The sequence below is a fragment of the Desulfovibrio psychrotolerans genome (assembly GCF_013340305.1).
GTDB classification, from domain to species: domain Bacteria; phylum Desulfobacterota; class Desulfovibrionia; order Desulfovibrionales; family Desulfovibrionaceae; genus Halodesulfovibrio; species Halodesulfovibrio psychrotolerans.
In genome coordinates this window covers 500,390-519,950 of sequence record NZ_BLVP01000008.1, presented here as the reverse complement: position 1 = coordinate 519,950, position 19,561 = coordinate 500,390, and the positions used below count along the sequence as shown (strand labels likewise).

The window sequence follows — 19,561 nt, the reverse complement described above, 5'->3', positions numbered from 1 at the left end:
GTCACCCCTGCCTTCTTCCGTGCGATCTCTGCCCGTCATGTCCTGGCGTGTCCGCCATGCCCGGCATCCCGGCAGCTCCGCCAGCTTAGACAGCTCCGGCAGTTCCGGCAGCCGCGGCAGCTTCGGCACCGCCTGACACAACTCCTGTCGGCAGGCGCAGCAGAATCAGCGGAATCCGCACAGGGTGCCGACTATTCTTCCTCATCCAGAGGTCACCCATGGACTCCGTTGCACTGCGCACCGTCGGTCTTCTCCTGCTCTCCAACATTTTTATGACCTTCGCATGGTATGCCCACCTCAAAAACATGGCAGGCCGGGCATGGTATGTGGCAGCCCTGGCCAGTTGGGGCATAGCCTTCTTCGAGTACATGATTCAGGTCCCGGCAAACCGCATCGGCTACGGCACCTTCACCCTGCCGCAGCTTAAAATCATGCAGGAAGTGCTTGCTCTGGCCGTGTTCGCGCCCTTTTCCATCTGGTACATGGATCAGCCCCTCAAGCTGGACTACCTGTGGGCCAGCCTGTGCCTGCTCGGGGCCGTGTACTTCATCTTCCGGTCCTGACACCCGCAGCGTATCCGGCGTAGCCAGCGCATTCAGCGGATAACACGCCCTGCCTGTGCTGAACCACCCGTGCGCGTATTAGCCGTTGCACCTGCCGCCTATTTGTGAAATATTATTGGGAACAATTCCTGAAAACAGAGCACATCATGACAGGACCCTGCCCCGCCCGCACCGGCGGCACCATATTCGCCATAAAACGCTACGCCATTCACGACGGGCCGAATCTGCGCACCTGCGTGTTTCTCAAGGGCTGCCCCCTGCGTTGCGTATGGTGCCACAATCCGGAAGGCATGGACCACCCCGCCGTCATGGTCACCATGCCGGAACGGTGCGTGGGTTGCGGGGCGTGCATCGCCGCCTGTCCGGGCAACGCCCTGCGCATGACCGCGTCAGGCCCCGCAAGGGACCATGCCGCGTGCAGCCTGTGCACCACCTGCGAGCAGGTCTGCCCCGCCCTTGCGCACGAGGCAACAGGCAACGAACAGTCCGTGGAACAGGTGCTGGAAGCCATAGAAAAGGACCGCCCTTTCTACGACTGCTCTGAGGGCGGCGTCACCTTTTCCGGCGGAGAACCGCTGGCCCAACCCGGCTTTCTGCTGGAACTCCTGCGCGCCTGCGGCAGACGCGGCATCCACCGCGCCGTGGATACCAGTGCCTTTGCGGAGACCTCCCTGCTGCTCCATATCGCCAAAGAGACAGACCTCTTCCTCATAGACATCAAGCATATGGATGATGCCACGCACAGACGGTTCACGGGCGTTTCCAACAAGCGCATCCTGACCAACATCACCACCCTTGCGGAATACGGGCACCCCCTGCGGCTGCGTCTCCCCCTTATTCCCGGCATAAACGATGACGATGCCAACCTGCGTGCCACAGGCGCGTTCATCGCCGCGCTGTCCGAGAGAACGCCTGACGCAACGCCCGGCACCCGTTCCGTAGACGTGCTCCCTTATCACAGCGCGGCAAAAGCCAAGTACGCCAAGCTGGGCAAGGCCTATCCCGGCTCAGACATTCCCCCGTCCGACCCGCAACGGGTGCGGCACGCGGTAGACATTCTCAGGCAATTCGGACTCACAGTGCATACCGGAGGCTGACATGAACCAACGCATTTGGAACCTGCGCAAGGAGAGCTTCGGGGCAAAGCCCGCCATCTCCATAGAACGCGCCCTGCTGGAGACCGAATTTTACAGGGAACACTACGGCAAACATTCCCTGCCCGTGCTGCGTGCGCTGTTTTTCCGCCACCTGTGCGAGCGCAAGACCATCTACATAGGCGCGCACGAGCTCATCGTGGGCGAGCGCGGTCCCGCGCCCAAGGTGGTGCCCACCTTCCCGGAACTCACCTGCCATTCGGCAAAAGACCTGCGCATCCTGAACAGCCGCGAGATGGCCCGCTACAGCGTTTCCGAAACAGACATCGCCACCTATGAGCGCGAGGTCGTTCCTTACTGGAAGGGGCGTTCCATGCGCGACCGGGTCTTCGGCAACGTGCCGCAGGAATGGAAAAACGCCTATGAATCCGGCCTGTTCACCGAATTCATGGAACAACGCGCTCCGGGCCACACCGCGCTGGACGGCACCATCTACAGCACGGGCATGCTGGACTACAAAGCCCGCATAGCAGACCGCATCGCCCGTCTGGACTACCTGAACGACCCCCTTGCCCCGGAACGCGCCGAGCAGCTCCGGGCAATGGATATCGCCTGCGATGCCGTCATCATCTTTGCAGAACGCCACGCCGCCCTCGCGGAATCCATGGCGCAGGCAGAACAAGATCACCACCGCAGGGCGGAACTGCTCCACATGGCGCAGGTCTGCCGCCGTGTGCCCGCCCATGCCCCGCGCACCTTCCACGAGGCGCTGCAAATGTACTGGTTCGTCCATCTGGGCACCATTACCGAACTGAACGGCTGGGACGCCATGAGCCCCGGTCATCTGGACCAACACCTCGCGCCCTTTTACGAGGCAGAACTGGCACACGGCACCCTCACCCGTGACAGCGCAAAGGAACTCCTCGCCTGCTTCTGGATAAAGGTGAACAACCACCCCGCCCCGCCCAAGGTGGGCGTCACCGCCAAAGAAAGCGGCACTTACAACGACTTCACCCAGATCAACCTCGGCGGACTGCGGCGCGACGGCACCGACGGCGTGAACGAGGTCTCCTTCCTCATTCTGGAAGTGGCGGACGAACTCCACCTGCTGCAACCCCAGCCCAGCGTGCACATAAGCAGCCAGACCCCGCAACGCTTCCTCAAGGCTGCGGCGCGGGTCATCCGCAACGGCTACGGCTATCCCAGCGTTTTCAATACAGATACCGTGGTCATGCAGCAGATCCGCGTGGGCAAGACCGTGGAAGACGCCCGCGAAGGCGGCACCAGCGGCTGCATAGAAACAGGCAGCTTCGGGAAGGAAGCCTACATCCTCACCGGCTACCTGAACGTGCCCAAGGTGCTGGAAATAACCCTGAACAACGGCACAGACCCGCTCACAGGCATGCAGGTCGGCCCGCAGACGGGCGACCCGCGCCACTTCGCCACCTTTGACGACCTGTACGCCGCCTTCACCCGCCAACTGGAATACGTGGTGGACCTGAAAATCCGCGTAAACAACTACATAGAGCGCATGTACGCCCTGCATTCCCCTGCCCCGTTCCTGTCCGTGGTCATCCACGACTGCATAGAACAGGGACAGGACTACTACAACGGCGGCCCGCGCTACAACACCAACTACATCCAGTGCTGCGGCATAGGCACGGTAACGGACAGCCTTTCCGCCCTGAAAACCCATGTGTTCGGCACAGATACCGCCACTGCAGATGCCGAGGCCTCCAAGCTTCCCTTAGTTTCCATGGACGAGTTGCTCACCGCCCTCGCCGCTAACTTCAGGGGCAAGGAGGCACTGCGCCTGCGCCTGTGGAACAAAACCCCCTTCTTCGGCAATGATGACGACAGGGCAGACAACCTGATGCGCCGGGTGTACGATTCCCTGTTCGCCGCCATAGACGGCAAGCCGAACACCAAGGGCACCGTCTACCACCTGAATATGCTCTCCACCACGTGCCATGTCTATTTCGGCAAAATGCTGGGTGCCACACCGAACGGACGCCTCGCCCACCTGCCGGAGTCAGACGGCACCTCGCCCTCCCACGGAGCAGACAGACAAGGCCCCACGGCGGTCATCAAGTCCCTGAGCAAGATGGACCAGATCAAATCCGGCGGCACTCTGCTCAACCAGCGTTTCCTGCCTGCCGTCCTTGCAGGCGAGGGCGATCTGGACAAACTTGCCCAGCTTATCCGCACCTACTTTGCCATGAACGGGCACCACATTCAGTTCAACGTGGTAGATACCGCCACTCTGCGCAAGGCGCAGACCACCCCGGATGAATACCGCAACCTGCTCGTCCGCGTGGCGGGATACAGCGACTACTTCGTGGATCTGGATGCCGACCATCAGGAAGAAATCATCCGCAGAACAGAGCAGGAATTCGCGTAGCAGGGCACCCCATCTGCCGCGCCCGCCCGCAGCATCCAAAAGCAATCCCCCGCCATGCACATCGCGTGGCGGGGGATATTTCATGCAGTATCATCATGGCTGAAACCTCAGCCATAGCCGGGTGCCACCTGCCTGTTCATGTTCCCGTACTCGCGGTGAACATTCCGGCAAAGCAGCAACCGCTGCCGGGGATGTAAATCTCCGCTTACTTTTCAGCCTTTGCGGGCTTGGCCGTGCTCTTCTTGCCGCGGCTTTCCACCTTTTCCCAAATCCTCATGGAAGCCATCTTTTCCTTGCGCTGCTTGGCAAGACTTTTACAAACAAGGGCAGTACCCTTTTTGTAGCCGTGCTTCTCGCGATATTCATTAGGCGTAAGTCCGTGTGTAGCAAGATGCTTCTTGCCCAAAATCTTGAAGGACTTTCCGCACTCCACGCAAATAATGGAGTTCTGCTTAATGGCCTTTTTGGGATCAACAACCGGGCCTTCTGCAGCCTCTTCGCACACACACTCTGCAACTTCGCTGCCGGAAAGTTTTGCCAAACCTTCAGCCAAATCCTTAACCATTGCAATCATCTCGGCGGGGGTCATCTGCTTCACGCCAGCCTGCGCCTGCACCATAGCCATCGCCTGATCAAAATACGGGTTCGTGTTCATTATGGCACCTCTTAAGGGGGGGTTAGTTTCTATCCCCAGATAAACACAAACATGGAAAATGTACATGAAAATTTTACGGGAGAACAATTCCTTGCGCTAAACAATACTCCAGCAGCACTCCACATTCACCCTTAGCATGGTATAATCAAAGCATTTTCAACGGGGTGGAGCTTACAATTTTTAAGAACCATGAATAACACATTCATGAACACCCCTGCCCCCATACCTGAAACGACTGTGCAGTCTCTTGCACAAAAGTGCATTTCTTTTGCGTGCGTCTGCATGCTCCATCATCTTCCATCTCGTAAACAGTATATACTCACTCCCCAAATACAAACACCGCACTCCCTCCCCGACCGTCCGGCAGCAAGCAAAAAGCCCTCCGGCGCACATTTTCCGGGGCGCGGCGGGCGTTTCCCCTTTGCCTTTCATGTACCGCCGTGGTAGGAAGCCTCACGCCGTGCGGGTGCCATGCACCGCGCACAGGCATCGGTCAGAAAACCCCCTTGCAGAGCATTGAATTTGCGCTCACGCTGTGCTGGCATGCCGGATGAGGGGACGTTTTCTCCCATATCACGGTTACCGCTTGCTTTGCTTTGCAACTTGCGGGAATTCTGGCAACATGATGCATACGCATGCTGGCAAACCGCGCAGCACCCCGCACACGGGCTCACCACAGTCCCGCCCCGGTCCTGCCGCACGCCGCATGCCCAATGAAAAAGACTGCAATTCGAGAGGAAATCACATGGTCGACCCTAGAGATGTTAACTACGTACTGGACTACTTGATTCTGGGCACCCGAAACGCAACCTCGCCCGGCGGCAAGAAGTCATACAAGTTTAGCATCACCGATCTCGCCGACGATCTGGACTACTCCGAAGAAGACGCCGCGAACATTCTGGGCCACATCAACACCGCCGCCAAGCTCTGGCCTGCCGACTTTGCACAGGCGGACAAAAAGCTGGCCATACCGCATGCCGCGCTGGACGCCCTGAAGAAGATGCGGGGCTAACCCGCCTGCTCGGGCTGCGTTCATACGCGCCTGATCCGCATCCGCCGAACCATTTTCGCCTGACGGCCTGCTGAAAACCCGCTTTTCACAGGCCGTCAGGCGTTCTTCGGCCTATCCACGAATATGTCCGCACCATCACAAGAAAAGGGGCGCCCCGGCGGGACGCCCCTTCGTATGCACATCACACCATCAAGACCACACTAGCGTGCGCGGCCTTCCTTCCACGCCTGAATAAGCGTGTCGTAGTCGATGGTTTCGCCCTGCGGCTTTTCGTTCGCCAGCTTGGGCTTGGGAGCGCCGGGCTGGCTCAGCCAGTACTCTTCGTCCCGTTCGGGGTTCAGCTTGGGACCGCACTCGCCCAGCGTGTTGGAACGCTCAAGGCGGGCAAGAATCTTGTCCTGTTCGCGGGCAAGGTTGTCCATGGCGGTTTCCACAGTCACTTCACCGGCCACGGCTTCACCTATGTTCTGCCACCATAGCTGTGCCAGCTTGGGATAATCCGGCACGTTGGTTCCGGTGGGCGTCCACGAAACGCGTGCGGGGCTGCGGTAGAATTCCACCAGACCGCCCAGCTTGGGTGCGCGTTCGGTGAAGGATTCATGCCGTATGTCGCTGTCGCGGATGGGGGTAAGGCCCACATGGGTCTTCTTCAGCGAGGTGGTCTTGGCAACGCAGAACTGTGCAAACAGCCATGCGGCCTTGCGGCGGTCCACAGGGGTGCTCTTCAGCAGGGTCCACGAACCGCAGTCCTGATACCCGAGCTTCTGGCCTTCTTCCCAGTAAGGTCCGCGCGGCGAAGGAGCCATGCGCCACTTGGGGGTGCCATCGGCATTCACGACAGGCGTGCCTTCTTCCACCATGGAAGCGGTAAACGCAGTGTACCAGAATATCTGCTGAGCCACGTTACCCTTGGCAAGGCTGGGCAGAGACTGGTAGAAGTCCATGCCAAGCGCGCCGGGAGGAGCATACAGACGCAGCCATTCCATGTACTTGCGCAGGGCGTACTTGGCGGCGGGGCCGTTGGTCGCGCCACCGCGGGAAACGCTTGCGCCCACAGGACGGCAACCGTCAACACGAATGCCCCATTCGTCCACGGGCTTGCCGTTGGGCAGTCCCTTGTCACCGGCACCGGCCATAGAGAGCCATGCGTCGGTGAAACGCCAGCCAAGGTCGGGAGCCTTCTTGCCGTAGTCCATGTGACCGTACACGGCAACGCCGTCCACTTCCTTCACATGCTTAGAGAAGAACTCGGCAATGTCTTCATAGGCGGACCAGTTCACGGGCACGCCCAGTTCATAGCCATACAGTTCCTTAAACGCCTTCTTCAGTTCGGGGCGCTGGAACCAGTCGTAACGGAACCAATACAGGTTTGCGAACTGCTGGTCGGGCAGCTGATACAGCTTGCCGTCAGGTCCGGTGGTGAACGACTTGCCGATAAAGTCGTCGATATCCAGCGTAGGCAGGGTTGCGTCCTTGCCTTCTCCCGTCATCCAGTCGGTGAGGTTCACCACGTGGCCGGAGCGGAAGTGCGTGCCTATGAGGTCCGAGTCGTTGACATAGGCGTCAAACACGTTCTCGCCGGACTGCATCTGCACCTGCAACTTCTCAATCACGTCGCCTTCCTGAATCAGGTCATGCGTGACCTTAATGCCCGTGATTTCGTAAAACGCCTTGGCGAGCACCTTGGATTCGTACTCATGGGTGGGAATGGTTTCGGAAACCACCTTGATTTCCATGCCGCGGAAGGGCTTGGCGGCATTGATGAACCACTCCATTTCCTTCATCTGATCGTCTTTGCTCAGCGTGGAAGGCTGAAATTCCTGATCGATCCATTTCTTTGCAGCAGCCTTATACTGGGCATCATCGGCAACTGCGATGCCAGCGAGGCCGAGGAGCGCCGCAATAAGCGTTCCCACCAAGAACACACGCCTCAGTTTCATACATACCTCCGTGTTCAAAAGACAAAGAACTCCACAAACTCCGTACCATGTTCCGCCGGAAAAAGCTCTCCGGCATCTTCACCCCAAAAAAACCGCTGTATGCCCCATCAGGGTCACCTGCAAAACAGACCGTCTCCGCAGTCTGTCTCCGGCAGAGCAAGGCAATCCGCCACACCACAACTCAGGCATTGCACACTGCGGCAACGCAGCAGCACCTTCTGCCGCCCGGTTTCAGGGCACCCTGCTCTCTCCGGCTACCCCCATCGGATGACGGAGATAATAAAGCCCACCGCCAGCACCGTTGCCATCCACAGCGGAAAACCCGTAAGTCCCAGCCATGCCAGATGAATATAGGCGCTTCCCAGCAGACCGATGAACAACCTGTCTCCCCGCGTGGTCACAATGGGCAAAAACCCCTTGCGCGCCACGTTGGGAGAAACAATCTCCCATATGGTCATGCCGATGAGCATGACCACAATAACCGAAAAGAACGCAGCCGTAATCGGCGTCCACGCCATCCATTCCATGTTCATGTCCGCCTCCTACACGCGTCCCAGGGCAAAGCCCTTGGCAAGATGGTTGCGCACGAACCAGATGACCAGCGCACCGGGCACTATGGTCAGCATACCCGCCGCGGCGAGCAGACCCCAGTCAAGCCCCGTGGCACTCACTGTGCGGGTCATGGTTGCAGCGATGGGCTTTGCCGCCGTGGTGGTGAGCGTACGTGCAAGCAGCAGTTCCACCCAACTGAACATGAAGCAGAAGAAGGCGGTAACGCCTATGCCCGCCCGGATGAGGGGCACAAACACCCGGATGAAAAACCGGGGAAAACTGTACCCGTCAATAAAGGCTGTCTCGTCAATCTCTCTCGGCACGCCGGACATAAACCCTTCCAGTATCCACACCGCCAGCGGCACGTTGAACAGGCAGTGGGCCAGCGCCACCGCTATGTGCGTGTCAATGAGGTTAAAGGTGGAATACAGCTGGAAGAAGGGCAGCAGAAACACCGCGGGCGGCGCCATACGGTTGGTCAGCAGCCAGAAGAACACATGCTTGTCGCCGATGAACCGGTAGCGCGAAAAGGCATAGGCGGCGGGAAGCGCCGTAACCAGAGAGATAACCGTGTTCATGGAAACATAGATAATGGAGTTTATGTAGCCGGAATACCATGAAGGATCGCGGAATATCTTCAGGTAGTTCTCCAGCGTGGGCTCCTTGGGATACATGGACAGGCTGCCCAGAATATCCGCGTTGGTGCGCAGCGACATGTTCAGCATCCAGTAGATGGGCAGGAACAGCAGCACCAGATAGATGATAAGCACAAAGTAACGTTTGCGTATCTTCATTTCTTGTCTCCCGTGCCCACGGCCTGCAGGGCCTGATAAAACAGCCAGCAGAACAGCAGGACAATGAGGAAGTAGATGAGCGAGAACGCGGCAGCGGGACCAAGGTCAAACTGCCCCACCGCTATCTTGACCAGATAAATGGACAGGAAGGTGGTCGCGTTGCCGGGGCCGCCCCCCGTAAGAACAAACGGTTCCGCGTAAATGAGGAAGCTGTCCATGAACCGCAGCAGCAGCGCAATGGTCAGCACCCCGCGCATCTTGGGCAACTGAATGTAGCGGAACACCGCCCATGCCGATGCACCGTCAATCTTGGCCGCCTGATAATAGGCTTCCGGTATGGCGCGCAGTCCGGCATAGGCCAGCAGGGCCACAAGCGGCGTCCAGTGCCACACCTCCATGAGCATAAGCGTTATCCACGCATCCAGTGGGCTCGCCGTATGGTCAAACGGTATGCCCAGATTATGGAACGCCGCCCCGAAGAGTCCTATATCCGGCCTCGTAAAGATAATCCAAATGGTGCCTATCACGTTCCACGGAATAAGCAGCGGCAGTGCCAGCACAACCAGACAGGCAGAAGACGCCCATCCCTTCTTGGGCATGGTCAGCGCAATGCCCACACCCAGCGGCATCTCAATAAGCAGCACCAGCCCGGAGAACAGCAACTGCCGCCCCAGCGCGTCATGCAGGCGCTTGTCGGCAAGGGTTTCCGCAAACCACTCCGTGCCCACAAACATGCGCTGCCCGGGGCCAAAAATCTCCTGAACGGAATAGTTCACCACCGTCATAAGCGGAATAACGGCACTAAAGGCCACAATCACGAAGACAGGCAGGATAAGGAACCACGCCCTGTTGTTTTCCCATTTATTCATGCCGCCTCCCTAGCCCACCAGCCGTTCATTGTAATACAGCCGCACCTTATCCGCCGGAAAAGTCATCCAGCAGGCGCCATCCGGCACCGTGCGCTCGTCGTTCACCCGTGCCTTCATCTCATGCCCGCCGAACTGCACAGTCACAATGCGGCAGAAACCCTGATCCTCCACACCGGTCACGCGCCCTTGCAGACAGGGGTTCTCGCCGCACTCGCCTCTTGTGGCATGCACGCCGAGATACATGGGCCGTATGCCCAGCTTGAATTCACGCCCCAGCGCAGCGGCGCGTGCGCCGTACCCCGGTGCCAGCGCAATGGCAGCTTCGCCCGCCACTGCGTTGTCCCCGCTGACCGTGCAGGGCAAAAAGTTCATTCCCGGGCTGCCTATGAAATAGCCCACGAACACATGCTCCGGCCGTTCAAACAACTCCTCCGGCGTGCCCGTCTGCACTATCTCGCCCTCGTACATCACCACGATACGGTCGGCAAAGGTCATTGCCTCCACCTGATCGTGGGTCACATAAATCATGGTCAGGTTGAATTCCTTGTGAATCTCCTTGAGCTTGCGGCGCAAATCCCACTTCAGGTGCGGGTCTATCACGGTCAGCGGCTCGTCAAAGAGAATGGCCGCCACATCGCTGCGCACCAGCCCGCGACCGAGCGATATCTTCTGCTTGGCGTCGGCAGAAAGCCCTGCGGCGCGCTTGCCCAGATCGGCAGAAAGTTCCAGCGTCTGCGCTATGTGGCGCACCCGCGCATCCACCTCGGTCTTGCCCACGCCCCTGTTGCGCAGGGGAAAGGCAAGATTGTCGTACACCGTCATGGTGTCATACAGAACGGGAAACTGAAACACCTGTGCAATGTTGCGCTGTTCCGGCTGCAGGGAAGAAACATCCTTCCCGTCATACAGAATGCTCCCGTGCGAAGGCTTGAGCAGTCCGGAAATAATGTTCAGCATGGTCGTCTTGCCGCACCCGGAAGGACCGAGCAGGGCATAGGCGCCGCCATCCTCCCACGTGGTGTGCACCCGTTTAAGCGCAAAATCGTCGTCGCACTTGGGGTTCGGCTTGTAGCTGTGTCGTATCTCATGCAAATCTATACGGGCCATGGCATCCTTCTCCGCTATCGGTCGTGCTTGGGTGCAACGAGCAGTTCGCCCGCCGTGCTGAAGACATAGAAATCACCGGGATGCGCATACACATCCACGTGGCGTCCCACCTCATGCATGTGCACGCCTTCATCCTGCACGACAAACGTCTTTCCCCCGTGCCGGAAGTGAATGAACGTTTCCGAGCCGTTTATTTCCGCCAGCCCCACCTTGCCCGTCATGGTCAGAAAATCCTTCTCCGGGCGCTTCAGGGTGAACTTGTTGGACCGTATGCCGAACACGTATTCGCCGCTCCCCAGCCCCGCCATGTCCTCTGTGAGGGGAAAACACAATTCATCCCCGAACCGGGCGCACTGTGCGTCCACGGACACGGGGATAAAATTGATGGGCGGATCGCTGAACACTTCCGCAACTTTCATGGAAACGGGATTCTGATACACCTGCGCGGTGGGTCCCACCTGCAGAACGCGCCCCTCGTGCATGACGATCACATTACCGCCCAGCATCAGGGCCTCGGTAGGTTCGGTGGTGGTGTACACCACTACCGATTCGCGCTGGCCGAAAATCTTCTGCAGTTCCTCGCGCAGCTCCTCACGCAGTTTGTAGTCAAGGTTCACCAGCGGCTCGTCCAGCAACAGCAGGTCCACATTTTTCACCAGTGCCCGCGCAATGGCTGTGCGCTGCTGCTGACCCCCGGAGAGCTCTGCGGGCAGCCGCCCCAGCAGGTGCTCTATGTGCAGCATGGCTGCCACTTCCTGCACCCGCTTTTCCACCTCCGCCCGGGCCACGCCATGAATCTTCAGCGGAGAGGCTATGTTGTCATAGATGGTCAGTGACGGATAATTGATGAACTGCTGGTACACCATGCCTATATCGCGCTCGCGTACCGAAACACCTGTCACGTCCTTGCCACCCGCCAGCACCGTTCCCTTGGTGGGACGGTCCAGCCCGGCCATTATGCGCAGCAGCGATGTCTTTCCCGCCAGCGTCCTGCCCAGCACAACATAGCGTTGCCCCGGTTCAAGGCGCAGGGAAATATCCCGCAGATGCACCTCCTGCCCTACCAGTTTCGAAACACCCTTCAGTTCCAGACCCATACCACTCCTACTCCGGATGAATCACCTAGTCCCCACACCGGCTGCCAGTCGCGGCTATTTTGCCACATGCAGTGCCACATTGGCCCGCCGGATAATCTCCACCAGTTCGTCGGGGGGCCGCCTGTCCGTAAAAACGGCGTCCACCTCCTCTATACTGCCCAGCCGCACCATGGCGTTGCGCCCGAACTTGGTGTGGTCCGTCACCAGAAACACCTTGCGTGAATTTTCCATTATCGCCCGCGCCGCGCGCACCTCGCGGTAATCAAAATCCAGCAGGGTACCGTCCATATCAATACTGCTTATGCCTATAATACCGTAATCCACCTTGAACTGGCGGATAAAATCTATGGTCGCCTCGCCCACAATGCCGCAGTCCTTGTGCCGCACCAAGCCGCCGGAAACAATAACCTCTATGGAGGCGTTCTTGCACAGAATCTGGGCCACATTCAGGTTGTTGGTGATCACGCGCAGCCGTTCATGCTTGAACAGTGCCTTGGCCACCTCTTCCGTCGTCGTCCCTATATTGATGAAGAGCGAGGAGCGCGGCCCTATCTGCCTCGCCACCAGCTTGGCTATTTCGCGCTTTTCCTGCAGGCAGAGCACCCGCCGTTCCAGATAGTCCATGTTCTCGGTGCTCAGAATGGGTCCGGCACCCCCGTGGTGCCGCTGCACAAGCCCCTGCCTGCTCAAAATATTAATATCCCGCCGCATGGTCTGCGGCGTCACGCCAAAGCGTTCCGCAAGAGCACCTATGGACATAAACCCGTTCTCGCGCACCAAATCCAGAACCTTGCCATGCCGCGAACGCACTGCCTCATGGCGTGCTTCCGCCAACTCGCCCGTTGCGCCGGACGCAGTGGTCACATCGGCTTCGTCCGGCTCGTTCACCGCATCTCTCCTGTCTACCTCATCGGGAGACGTTTCCCCGTGTCCGGCTTCCGCCTTCATCACTTTCGGCCTCTTATGTTCGTTTCCGAAAAGAAAACAACGCCTTCACTTTCACATTCGAAAAAACTGATGACTCTACAAAGCGATTGCGCTACTATTCAACTCAATTCGGTCACCGAATGATATTTTTTTCGTTTCAAATTGATATCACGTTCGGTTTTTTGCTACAAGGAAAAAAGCAAATTTCATCGTCCGCTCAAGACAGTCTCCGTGCAGGAGAAGAGGGGGCAAAACGGCAATGCCGGAGCCAGGGGAAAAAGGCCACTCTCTCATGTTCCACGGGCCTTCCCTGCCTGCGGAAAGACATGCGGAACGATACCGGCAACAATCGGCAACGACCGACAACAACAACCGGCGCTCCGGGGTTTAGCAGACAAGAACAAGCCTGCCCCGCGGCCATGCCCATGTTGGATACCATTAGCATTTTTTTCGAAAACGAACGCCTTTCTCCGGATTCCGTATCAATCAGACCGCACCGTTCGTTAAACAATTCCGGGCAGAGCGGCATAATACGACCCGCAGAATCGGCAACCGCCGGAAACACCCCGGCACGGAACAGACATGAAGACAATCGGAACGGACGTGCTCATCATCGGCGGCGGGGCCACAGGGTGCGGGCTTGCGCGCGACCTTGCCCTACGCGGGCTCACCTGCCTGCTGGTGGAAAAACGCGACATCAACTCCGGCGCTTCCGGAGCCAACCACGGCCTGCTGCACAGCGGGGCGCGTTATGTGGCGTCCGATGCGGAAGCCGCCGTGGAATGCCGCGAGGAAGGCGATCTGCTCAAGCAGCTTGCCCCGCAGTGCATTGACGACACAGGCGGCCTGTTCGTGGCCGTTCAGGGCGATGACGAACGCTACATAGCCGACTTTGAATCCATGTGCGCCCGCAGCGCCATTCCCTGCACGCCTCTGGAAACGCAGCAGGCCCGCCACATGGAACCGGTGCTCACCGAAAGACTCATCGCCGCCTACGCCGTAAACGATGCCGCTGTAGATCCCTTCATGCTCTCGCTGGACAACATCGCCCATGCCGTGACCATGGGCAGCACCTACCGCTGCCACACCCGCGTCACCGGATTCCGTGTGGAATCCGGCCTCATCCGCGCCGTGGAACTCACAGACGACACCACAGGCGAACCCCTGCTGGCAGAAGCCCGATGTATCGTAAACGCTTCCGGCGCATGGGCGGGCAACATAGCCCGCATGGCCGGGGCGTCCATCCCCCTGCTCTACTCTTCCGGCAGCCTGCTCATCACGCAGAACCGCCTCACCTCGCGGGTGGTGAACCGGCTGCGCAAACCTTCGGATTCAGACATCCTCGTCCCCGGCGGCACGGTCTCCGTGCTGGGCACCACCTCCGTGACCATCCACGACCCGGACCTCGCCCGCCCCACCGTACCGGAGGCAGACAGCATCATCGGTGATGCGCGCGCCATGGTCCCCGTGCTGGAAACCACCCGCTACATCCGCGCCTACGCCGGAGTGCGCCCGCTGGTCCTTGCGGGCGACGCCTCAGACGCGCGCAACGTAAGCCGGGGGTTCAGCCTCATAGACCACGAGCGGGACAACATCGCCAATTTCGTCACCATCACCGGCGGCAAGCTCACTACCTACCGGCTCATGGCAGAAAAAACAGCAGACCTCGTATGCCGCAAGCTGGGTGTTACCGCCCCGTGCCTCACCCGCACCACGCCGCTCCCCGCCTCCTCCATGGGCATGTGGACAGAACCGGGCCTCACCGCCCGCACATGGCTCGGCACCCGCGACGCCCACGACCAGATACTCTGCGAGTGCGAAATGGTCTCGCGCAGCGTGGTGGACGACATCATCAACACCGTAGGCCCCAACCGCGGTCGCTCCATGCTCAACGCCATCGGGCTGCGCAGCCGCGTGGGCAAGGGGCCGTGTCAGGGCGGGTTCTGCGGGCTGCGCGTCACCAGCCACCTGTACGACAGGCAGTGTGTTTCCGGCACGCAGGGCATGGCAGAACTGAAAAGCTTTGTGGAACGGCGCTGGCGCGGTTTCTCCCCCATCCTGTGGGGCCTGCCCGCCATGCAGGCAGACCTGCAGGAAGCCCTGTACTGCGGCATGATGGACATGGAACTGCACCATCCGGACGGGTCCGGCGCGTGCGAGGCAGAAAGCCCCTCTGCGGACTCAACGGGAGAGCGGGCATGAACAGGTACGAAACCCTCTATGATGTCATGGTGCTCGGCGCGGGCTTTGCGGGCATGGCCGCCACCCTGTTCGCGGCGGAACGCGGCCTGCGCGTGGCCCAGACGGGTGCCACCGGCGGCATAGATTTCAGCACCGGCTTTCTGGACCTCATGGCCGTGCATCCCGTGTCCGAAGGCCGCGTGTGGGACGACCCATGGGCCGCCGTAGAGGCCGTCACGCAGGCCGTGCCGCACCATCCCTACGCCCGCATCCCGCGTGAGCGCATCCGCGCCGCCATAGATGACTTCACCGCCTTTCTGGCCGGCCAGAAGCTGCCCTACATGGGCTATGATGACCGCAACGCATGCATCCTCACCCCCGCAGGCACGGTCAAACGCACCTACCGCGTGCCGCAGACGGCATGGAAGGGCACTCTGGCCCTGCGCGACAAGGCCCCCACGCTGCTGGTGGATTTTCACGGCCTCAAGGGATACAGCGCCCGCCAGATTCAGGAAGTGCAGGGCCCCCGCTGGCCGCACCTGAAAACGCTCCGGGTGGAATTTCCCGGCTCCATGGGCGAGCTGTACCCGGAGCACATGGCATGGACCCTCAGCTCGCCGGAGCGCTGCGCCGAACTTGCCGCCTCCGTGAAAGAACACGCGCGGGATGTGGAATACATCGGCTTTCCCGCCGTGCTGGGGCTTAACGACCCCCTGCGCACCGTGACCATGCTGGAAGAGATGACCGGCAAGCACGTCTTCGAAATCCCCACCCTGCCCCCCTCCATCACCGGACCGCGCCTGCGGGCCACCTTCGACAGGGGCCTCGCCCCGCGCGGGGTGTGCACCTTCTCGCAAAAGCTCGTGCTGGGGGCAGAAAGGGACAGTGAAGGCATCTTCACCTTCCACGTAGGTACCGGGCAGGAAACCCGCACGGTACGGGCGCGAAACGCCATCCTCGCTTCCGGGCGCTTTTTCGGCAAGGGACTGCGGGCAGACCGTGCATCCATCCACGAACCGGTCTTCGCCATCCCCGTCACGCAGCCGCAGCAGCGCGCCCAGTGGCACAGAACAGACTTTTTCGACCCACGCGGCCATGCCGTGAGCATGGCGGGCATAGAAACAGACGCGGCCCAGCGCCCCCTCGGCGCAGACGGCACGGTGCTGCACGAAAACCTCTACGCCGCCGGAGCCATTCTCGCGCACCACGACTGGACACGCATGAAGTGCGGCGCGGGCATCGCCATTGCCACGGCGTACAACGCGGTGGAAGCCCTTACCGGACGCCTCTGAACATCTGAACAGGCGCAGGTCAGCTGGACATTATCGGAACATGATCGGAACATGACCTGAACATTATCTGAACATGATCTGAGCAGGGACATACACAAGAACATATGCGAAGCCGGAATAACCTCCGGCCCATATTCAGAACAAACCCGTAATCGGCCCAAAAACAGCCGCACCAGCGGCAGCCCGATAACTGAAGAGGGGGTCCGGGAATGAGCACCTTCAGCATCCTCCTTGCACTGGTCTGCGCCATATGCATCGCGGGCCTCATTCGCCGCTATGCGCGCCACCGGGCTCGCCTCTTCGCCCCGCCCGGCAAAACCCGCGCCGAATCGGCGCAGACGGCGCACAACCCGCCACCCGGTCTTGCGGGGCGCATGGGCCGCGCAGCGCGCTCCGCCGCCCGCTCACTCGCCGCCGCCGTCACAGACGTACTGCTCCTGTGGCGCACCGCACGCACAAGCCCTTACCGCTGGCTGGCGCACACCCTCATCCTTTCCGGCTTCACCGGCCTGCTGGTATTCCACGCGCTGGACGACATCATCTCCTATCCCTACATCGCCGGATATGAATCCACGCTGGACCCGTGGCAGTGGCTGCGCAACCTCTTCGGGGCCATGGTCCTGTGCGGTGCGGGCCTCGCAGTGCTGCGCAGGCTGCGCACTCCCGCCCTGCGCCGCCTCAGCCGCGTGCAGGACTGGCTCCTCCTCGCCGCCGTGGCGGGCATCGTCGGGTCCGGCTTTGCGCTGGAAGCCGTCAAAATCATCTCCCCCCACGTCTTCACCCGCATGACGGACGAATACTTCCTGCCGCAGGACGAAACGGAACTCGCCGCCCTGCGCGCCTACTGGTCCACCGTAAACGGAGTAATCTTCACACCTCCCGCCTCCACAGACCCCGCCCTGCTGGAACAGGGTGCCCAGCTGAACGAGAACAACTGCGTCTACTGCCACGCAGAAACCGCCTCCGCCTTTGTCTCCCGCGCCCTCGCCACCGCCGTTTCCCCTGCGGCCGCCCCGCTGAACAACGCCCGGGCCGACCAGTTGCTGTGGTATCTGCATGTGGGCCTCGCCCTGCTTGCGCTGGCGTGCATGCCCTACGGCAAATTCCTGCACCCCATTGCCACGCCCCTCAATCTTGTGGCGCGGCAGGGTTCGCGCAACGCGGCAGGCCCGGCTGATATCCCGGCTGATATCCCGACTGATACCCCGCCTGATATCCCGACCAAAGCCCCGGCTGCTGCCACAGCTTCCCCGCCCTCCCCTGTCTCCCCGCCCTCTCCTTCGGGCGCACAACGCAGGCTAGGGCTGGAAGCCTGCACCCGCTGCGGCGAATGCAGCCTGCATTGCAGCGTTGCCCCGGCCTACACGGTCGTGGGCAACCCCAACATCCTGCCTTCGGAAAAACTCCTCTCCCTGCGCAGATATACGGAAGGCTCACTCCTTCCCGCCGCCACAGACGCCTTTGCAGAGGGCAGCCGCATCTGTACGGAATGCCTGCGCTGCACAGATATCTGCCCTTCCGGCATCAATCTTCAGGATCTGTGGCTCGCCTCCAAGTCCTCGCTCAAAAAGGAGGAACTGGACGGCCCGAACACCACCATACGCCAATGTTCAGCAGCGCAATGGGCCAACGTGCTCGGCGCACAGGGCAAATCGCGCTTCGAGCAGGAAAAGGGCGACGGTCTGGCAGACCGCGCAGAATCCTTCTGGGGCTGCGTGCAGTGCACCACCTGCACCAGCGTCTGCCCCGTGGTGGCGGTGTGCGAAGCCCCGGCCAAAGATCTGGACCTCATGCCCCAGCAGATCATGAACCTGCTGCGCATGGGCCTCAAGGACGAGGCGCTGGGCGTGCGCATGGTCTGGAGCTGCACCACCTGCTACAAATGTCAGGAACACTGCCCGCAGGATGTCCCCGTGGCCGACATCCTTTTCGAGCTGCGGCAGATCGCCACGGAACGGTTCAAGGAACGCCGCCTCACCTCCTGCCCGCTGCCCGCCGTCTCCCCGGTGCGCATACCGCCTGTTGACGGCGGGACCGGGCCGACCGGGCCGACCATGGCAACCACTTCAACCGCAGCTACAGTGGCAACCGCAGCTACCGTGACAAATCCGGGCACCGCCCTTGAGCCGAATACGGCACCTGCGGCGCATACAGGAACCTCAGACCCCAGCACAGGAACCCCCGCATGAGGTACGCCTATTTTCCGGGATGCAAAATCCCTCACCACCTGCCGGAATACGGCGCATCGGTCCACACCGTATGCACCGCGCTGGGCATAGAGCTGGTCCCGGTAGAATTCGCCTGCTGCGGCTGGCCCATCCGCCACGAAAACCCCATGGCCTCCATCTATTCCGCCGTGCGCAACTTCGCCGTTGCGGCCAAAGCGGGCCTGCCCATCGTCACCCCGTGCAAATGCTGCTTCGGCAACCTCAGATACGCGCAGTCGCGCATGGCCTCAGATGCCCGCCTTGCTGCCGCCGTGGGCAACCTGCTGGGCCGGGAAGGCCTTGCCGTGCCCGCGCACACAGAGGTGCACCACCTGCTCACCGTGCTGGATAAAGACGTGGGCGCATCCCGCCTGCGGGAAATGACCCGCACCCCCCTCAGCGGGCTGCGCGTGGCCTGCCATTACGGCTGCCACGCCCTGCGCCCCGGCAACGTCACGGAATTTGACGACCCGCTGGCCCCTTCCGTGTTCGAACGGGTGCTCTCTGCCACGGGTGCGCAGACCTTGGACTGGGATTTACGGGTGGAGTGCTGCGGGCATCCCCTGCGCGGACGCGATGACGCCATTTCCGATGCCCTCATGCGCAAAAAGCTGGAAAATGCCCGCGATGCCGGGGCAGATGTGGTGGCAACCGCCTGCACCTATTGCCAGATGCAGTTCGGGCAGGAGCGGAGCAGGCTGTCACAACCTGCCCTGCCGCAGGCCGTCCTGTTCACCCGGCTGCTGGAAGCGGCACTGGGCCTTGCGCCCCTGCCTGACTCATGGGCACTATGATGAACCAAGGCTCACTCAGGCACACCGGCGCGACCTTGGACCACCAGGCCGCACGAACATGCGCTGCGGCACGCGC

General features: G+C 60.6%; 16 protein-coding genes. 8 read left to right on the top strand and 8 right to left on the bottom strand.

Going from position 1 to position 19,561, the window contains the following annotated elements:
• Positions 1–218: 218 nt before the first annotated feature.
• The 3 genes from HUV26_RS10020 to hypD all read left to right on the top strand — a co-directional run bounded on the left by HUV26_RS10020 (position 219) and on the right by hypD (position 4,058).
• Entirely contained in the window at positions 219–563 is a 345-nt protein-coding gene (locus HUV26_RS10020; RefSeq protein WP_174409959.1) for a DMT family protein, read from the top strand.
• A 146-nt stretch (positions 564–709) separates the two neighbouring features.
• Positions 710–1,660 (top strand): glycyl-radical enzyme activating protein, encoded by a 951-nt coding sequence (locus tag HUV26_RS10015; RefSeq protein ID WP_174409958.1) that lies wholly within the window; start codon positions 710–712, stop codon positions 1,658–1,660.
• A 1-nt stretch (position 1,661) separates the two neighbouring features.
• Entirely contained in the window at positions 1,662–4,058 is a 2,397-nt protein-coding gene (gene hypD / locus HUV26_RS10010; protein WP_174409957.1) for a trans-4-hydroxy-L-proline dehydratase, read from the top strand.
• 205 nt (positions 4,059–4,263) lie between these two features.
• Here the strand turns inward: hypD and HUV26_RS10005 are convergent, their stop codons facing one another.
• The gene (locus tag HUV26_RS10005; protein WP_308483160.1) at positions 4,264–4,779 is read right to left on the bottom strand and encodes a Ros/MucR family transcriptional regulator; all 516 of its coding nucleotides are present in this window, start codon (positions 4,777–4,779) and stop codon (positions 4,264–4,266) included.
• A 679-nt stretch (positions 4,780–5,458) separates the two neighbouring features.
• Between HUV26_RS10005 and HUV26_RS10000 the strand changes: the two genes are divergently transcribed.
• Complete coding sequence (locus tag HUV26_RS10000) at positions 5,459–5,725, top strand: hypothetical protein (protein WP_174409956.1); 267 nt, start codon at positions 5,459–5,461, stop codon at positions 5,723–5,725.
• 200 nt (positions 5,726–5,925) lie between these two features.
• Here the strand turns inward: HUV26_RS10000 and HUV26_RS09995 are convergent, their stop codons facing one another.
• From HUV26_RS09995 to HUV26_RS09965, 7 genes are all read right to left on the bottom strand, one after another.
• Positions 5,926–7,665 (bottom strand): ABC transporter substrate-binding protein, encoded by a 1,740-nt coding sequence (locus HUV26_RS09995; protein ID WP_174409955.1) that lies wholly within the window; start codon positions 7,663–7,665, stop codon positions 5,926–5,928.
• Between the two features lie 254 nt (positions 7,666–7,919).
• The gene (locus HUV26_RS09990; protein WP_205245136.1) at positions 7,920–8,198 is read right to left on the bottom strand and encodes a DUF2160 domain-containing protein; all 279 of its coding nucleotides are present in this window, start codon (positions 8,196–8,198) and stop codon (positions 7,920–7,922) included.
• Between the two features lie 9 nt (positions 8,199–8,207).
• Positions 8,208–9,011 carry a carbohydrate ABC transporter permease gene (locus HUV26_RS09985; RefSeq protein ID WP_174409954.1) on the bottom strand — a complete coding sequence of 268 codons (804 nt, stop codon included), beginning with the start codon at positions 9,009–9,011 and terminating at the stop codon, positions 8,208–8,210.
• Positions 9,008–9,880 (bottom strand): carbohydrate ABC transporter permease, encoded by an 873-nt coding sequence (locus tag HUV26_RS09980; protein WP_174409953.1) that lies wholly within the window; start codon positions 9,878–9,880, stop codon positions 9,008–9,010. Before HUV26_RS09980 ends, HUV26_RS09985 begins: the two co-directional genes overlap by 4 nt.
• A gap of 9 nt (positions 9,881–9,889) precedes the next feature.
• Positions 9,890–10,987 (bottom strand): ABC transporter ATP-binding protein, encoded by a 1,098-nt coding sequence (locus tag HUV26_RS09975; protein ID WP_174409952.1) that lies wholly within the window; start codon positions 10,985–10,987, stop codon positions 9,890–9,892.
• A gap of 14 nt (positions 10,988–11,001) precedes the next feature.
• Positions 11,002–12,084 carry an ABC transporter ATP-binding protein gene (locus HUV26_RS09970; RefSeq protein ID WP_174409951.1) on the bottom strand — a complete coding sequence of 361 codons (1,083 nt, stop codon included), beginning with the start codon at positions 12,082–12,084 and terminating at the stop codon, positions 11,002–11,004.
• Positions 12,085–12,138: 54 nt separating this feature from the next.
• The gene (locus HUV26_RS09965; protein ID WP_373869058.1) at positions 12,139–13,035 is read right to left on the bottom strand and encodes a DeoR/GlpR family DNA-binding transcription regulator; all 897 of its coding nucleotides are present in this window, start codon (positions 13,033–13,035) and stop codon (positions 12,139–12,141) included.
• Positions 13,036–13,593: 558 nt separating this feature from the next.
• Between HUV26_RS09965 and glpA the strand changes: the two genes are divergently transcribed.
• The 4 genes from glpA to HUV26_RS09945 all read left to right on the top strand — a co-directional run bounded on the left by glpA (position 13,594) and on the right by HUV26_RS09945 (position 19,485).
• Positions 13,594–15,213, top strand: a complete 1,620-nt coding sequence (gene glpA / locus HUV26_RS09960) for an anaerobic glycerol-3-phosphate dehydrogenase subunit A (protein WP_174409950.1) — start codon at positions 13,594–13,596, stop codon at positions 15,211–15,213.
• Positions 15,210–16,484, top strand: a complete 1,275-nt coding sequence (glpB, locus tag HUV26_RS09955) for a glycerol-3-phosphate dehydrogenase subunit GlpB (protein WP_174409949.1) — start codon at positions 15,210–15,212, stop codon at positions 16,482–16,484. The genes glpA and glpB overlap by 4 nt, the downstream gene beginning before the upstream one ends.
• A gap of 209 nt (positions 16,485–16,693) precedes the next feature.
• Positions 16,694–18,673 (top strand): 4Fe-4S dicluster domain-containing protein, encoded by a 1,980-nt coding sequence (locus tag HUV26_RS09950; RefSeq protein WP_174409948.1) that lies wholly within the window; start codon positions 16,694–16,696, stop codon positions 18,671–18,673.
• Positions 18,670–19,485, top strand: a complete 816-nt coding sequence (locus tag HUV26_RS09945; RefSeq protein ID WP_174409947.1) for a CoB--CoM heterodisulfide reductase iron-sulfur subunit B family protein — start codon at positions 18,670–18,672, stop codon at positions 19,483–19,485. The genes HUV26_RS09950 and HUV26_RS09945 overlap by 4 nt, the downstream gene beginning before the upstream one ends.
• Positions 19,486–19,561: the final 76 nt, after the last annotated feature.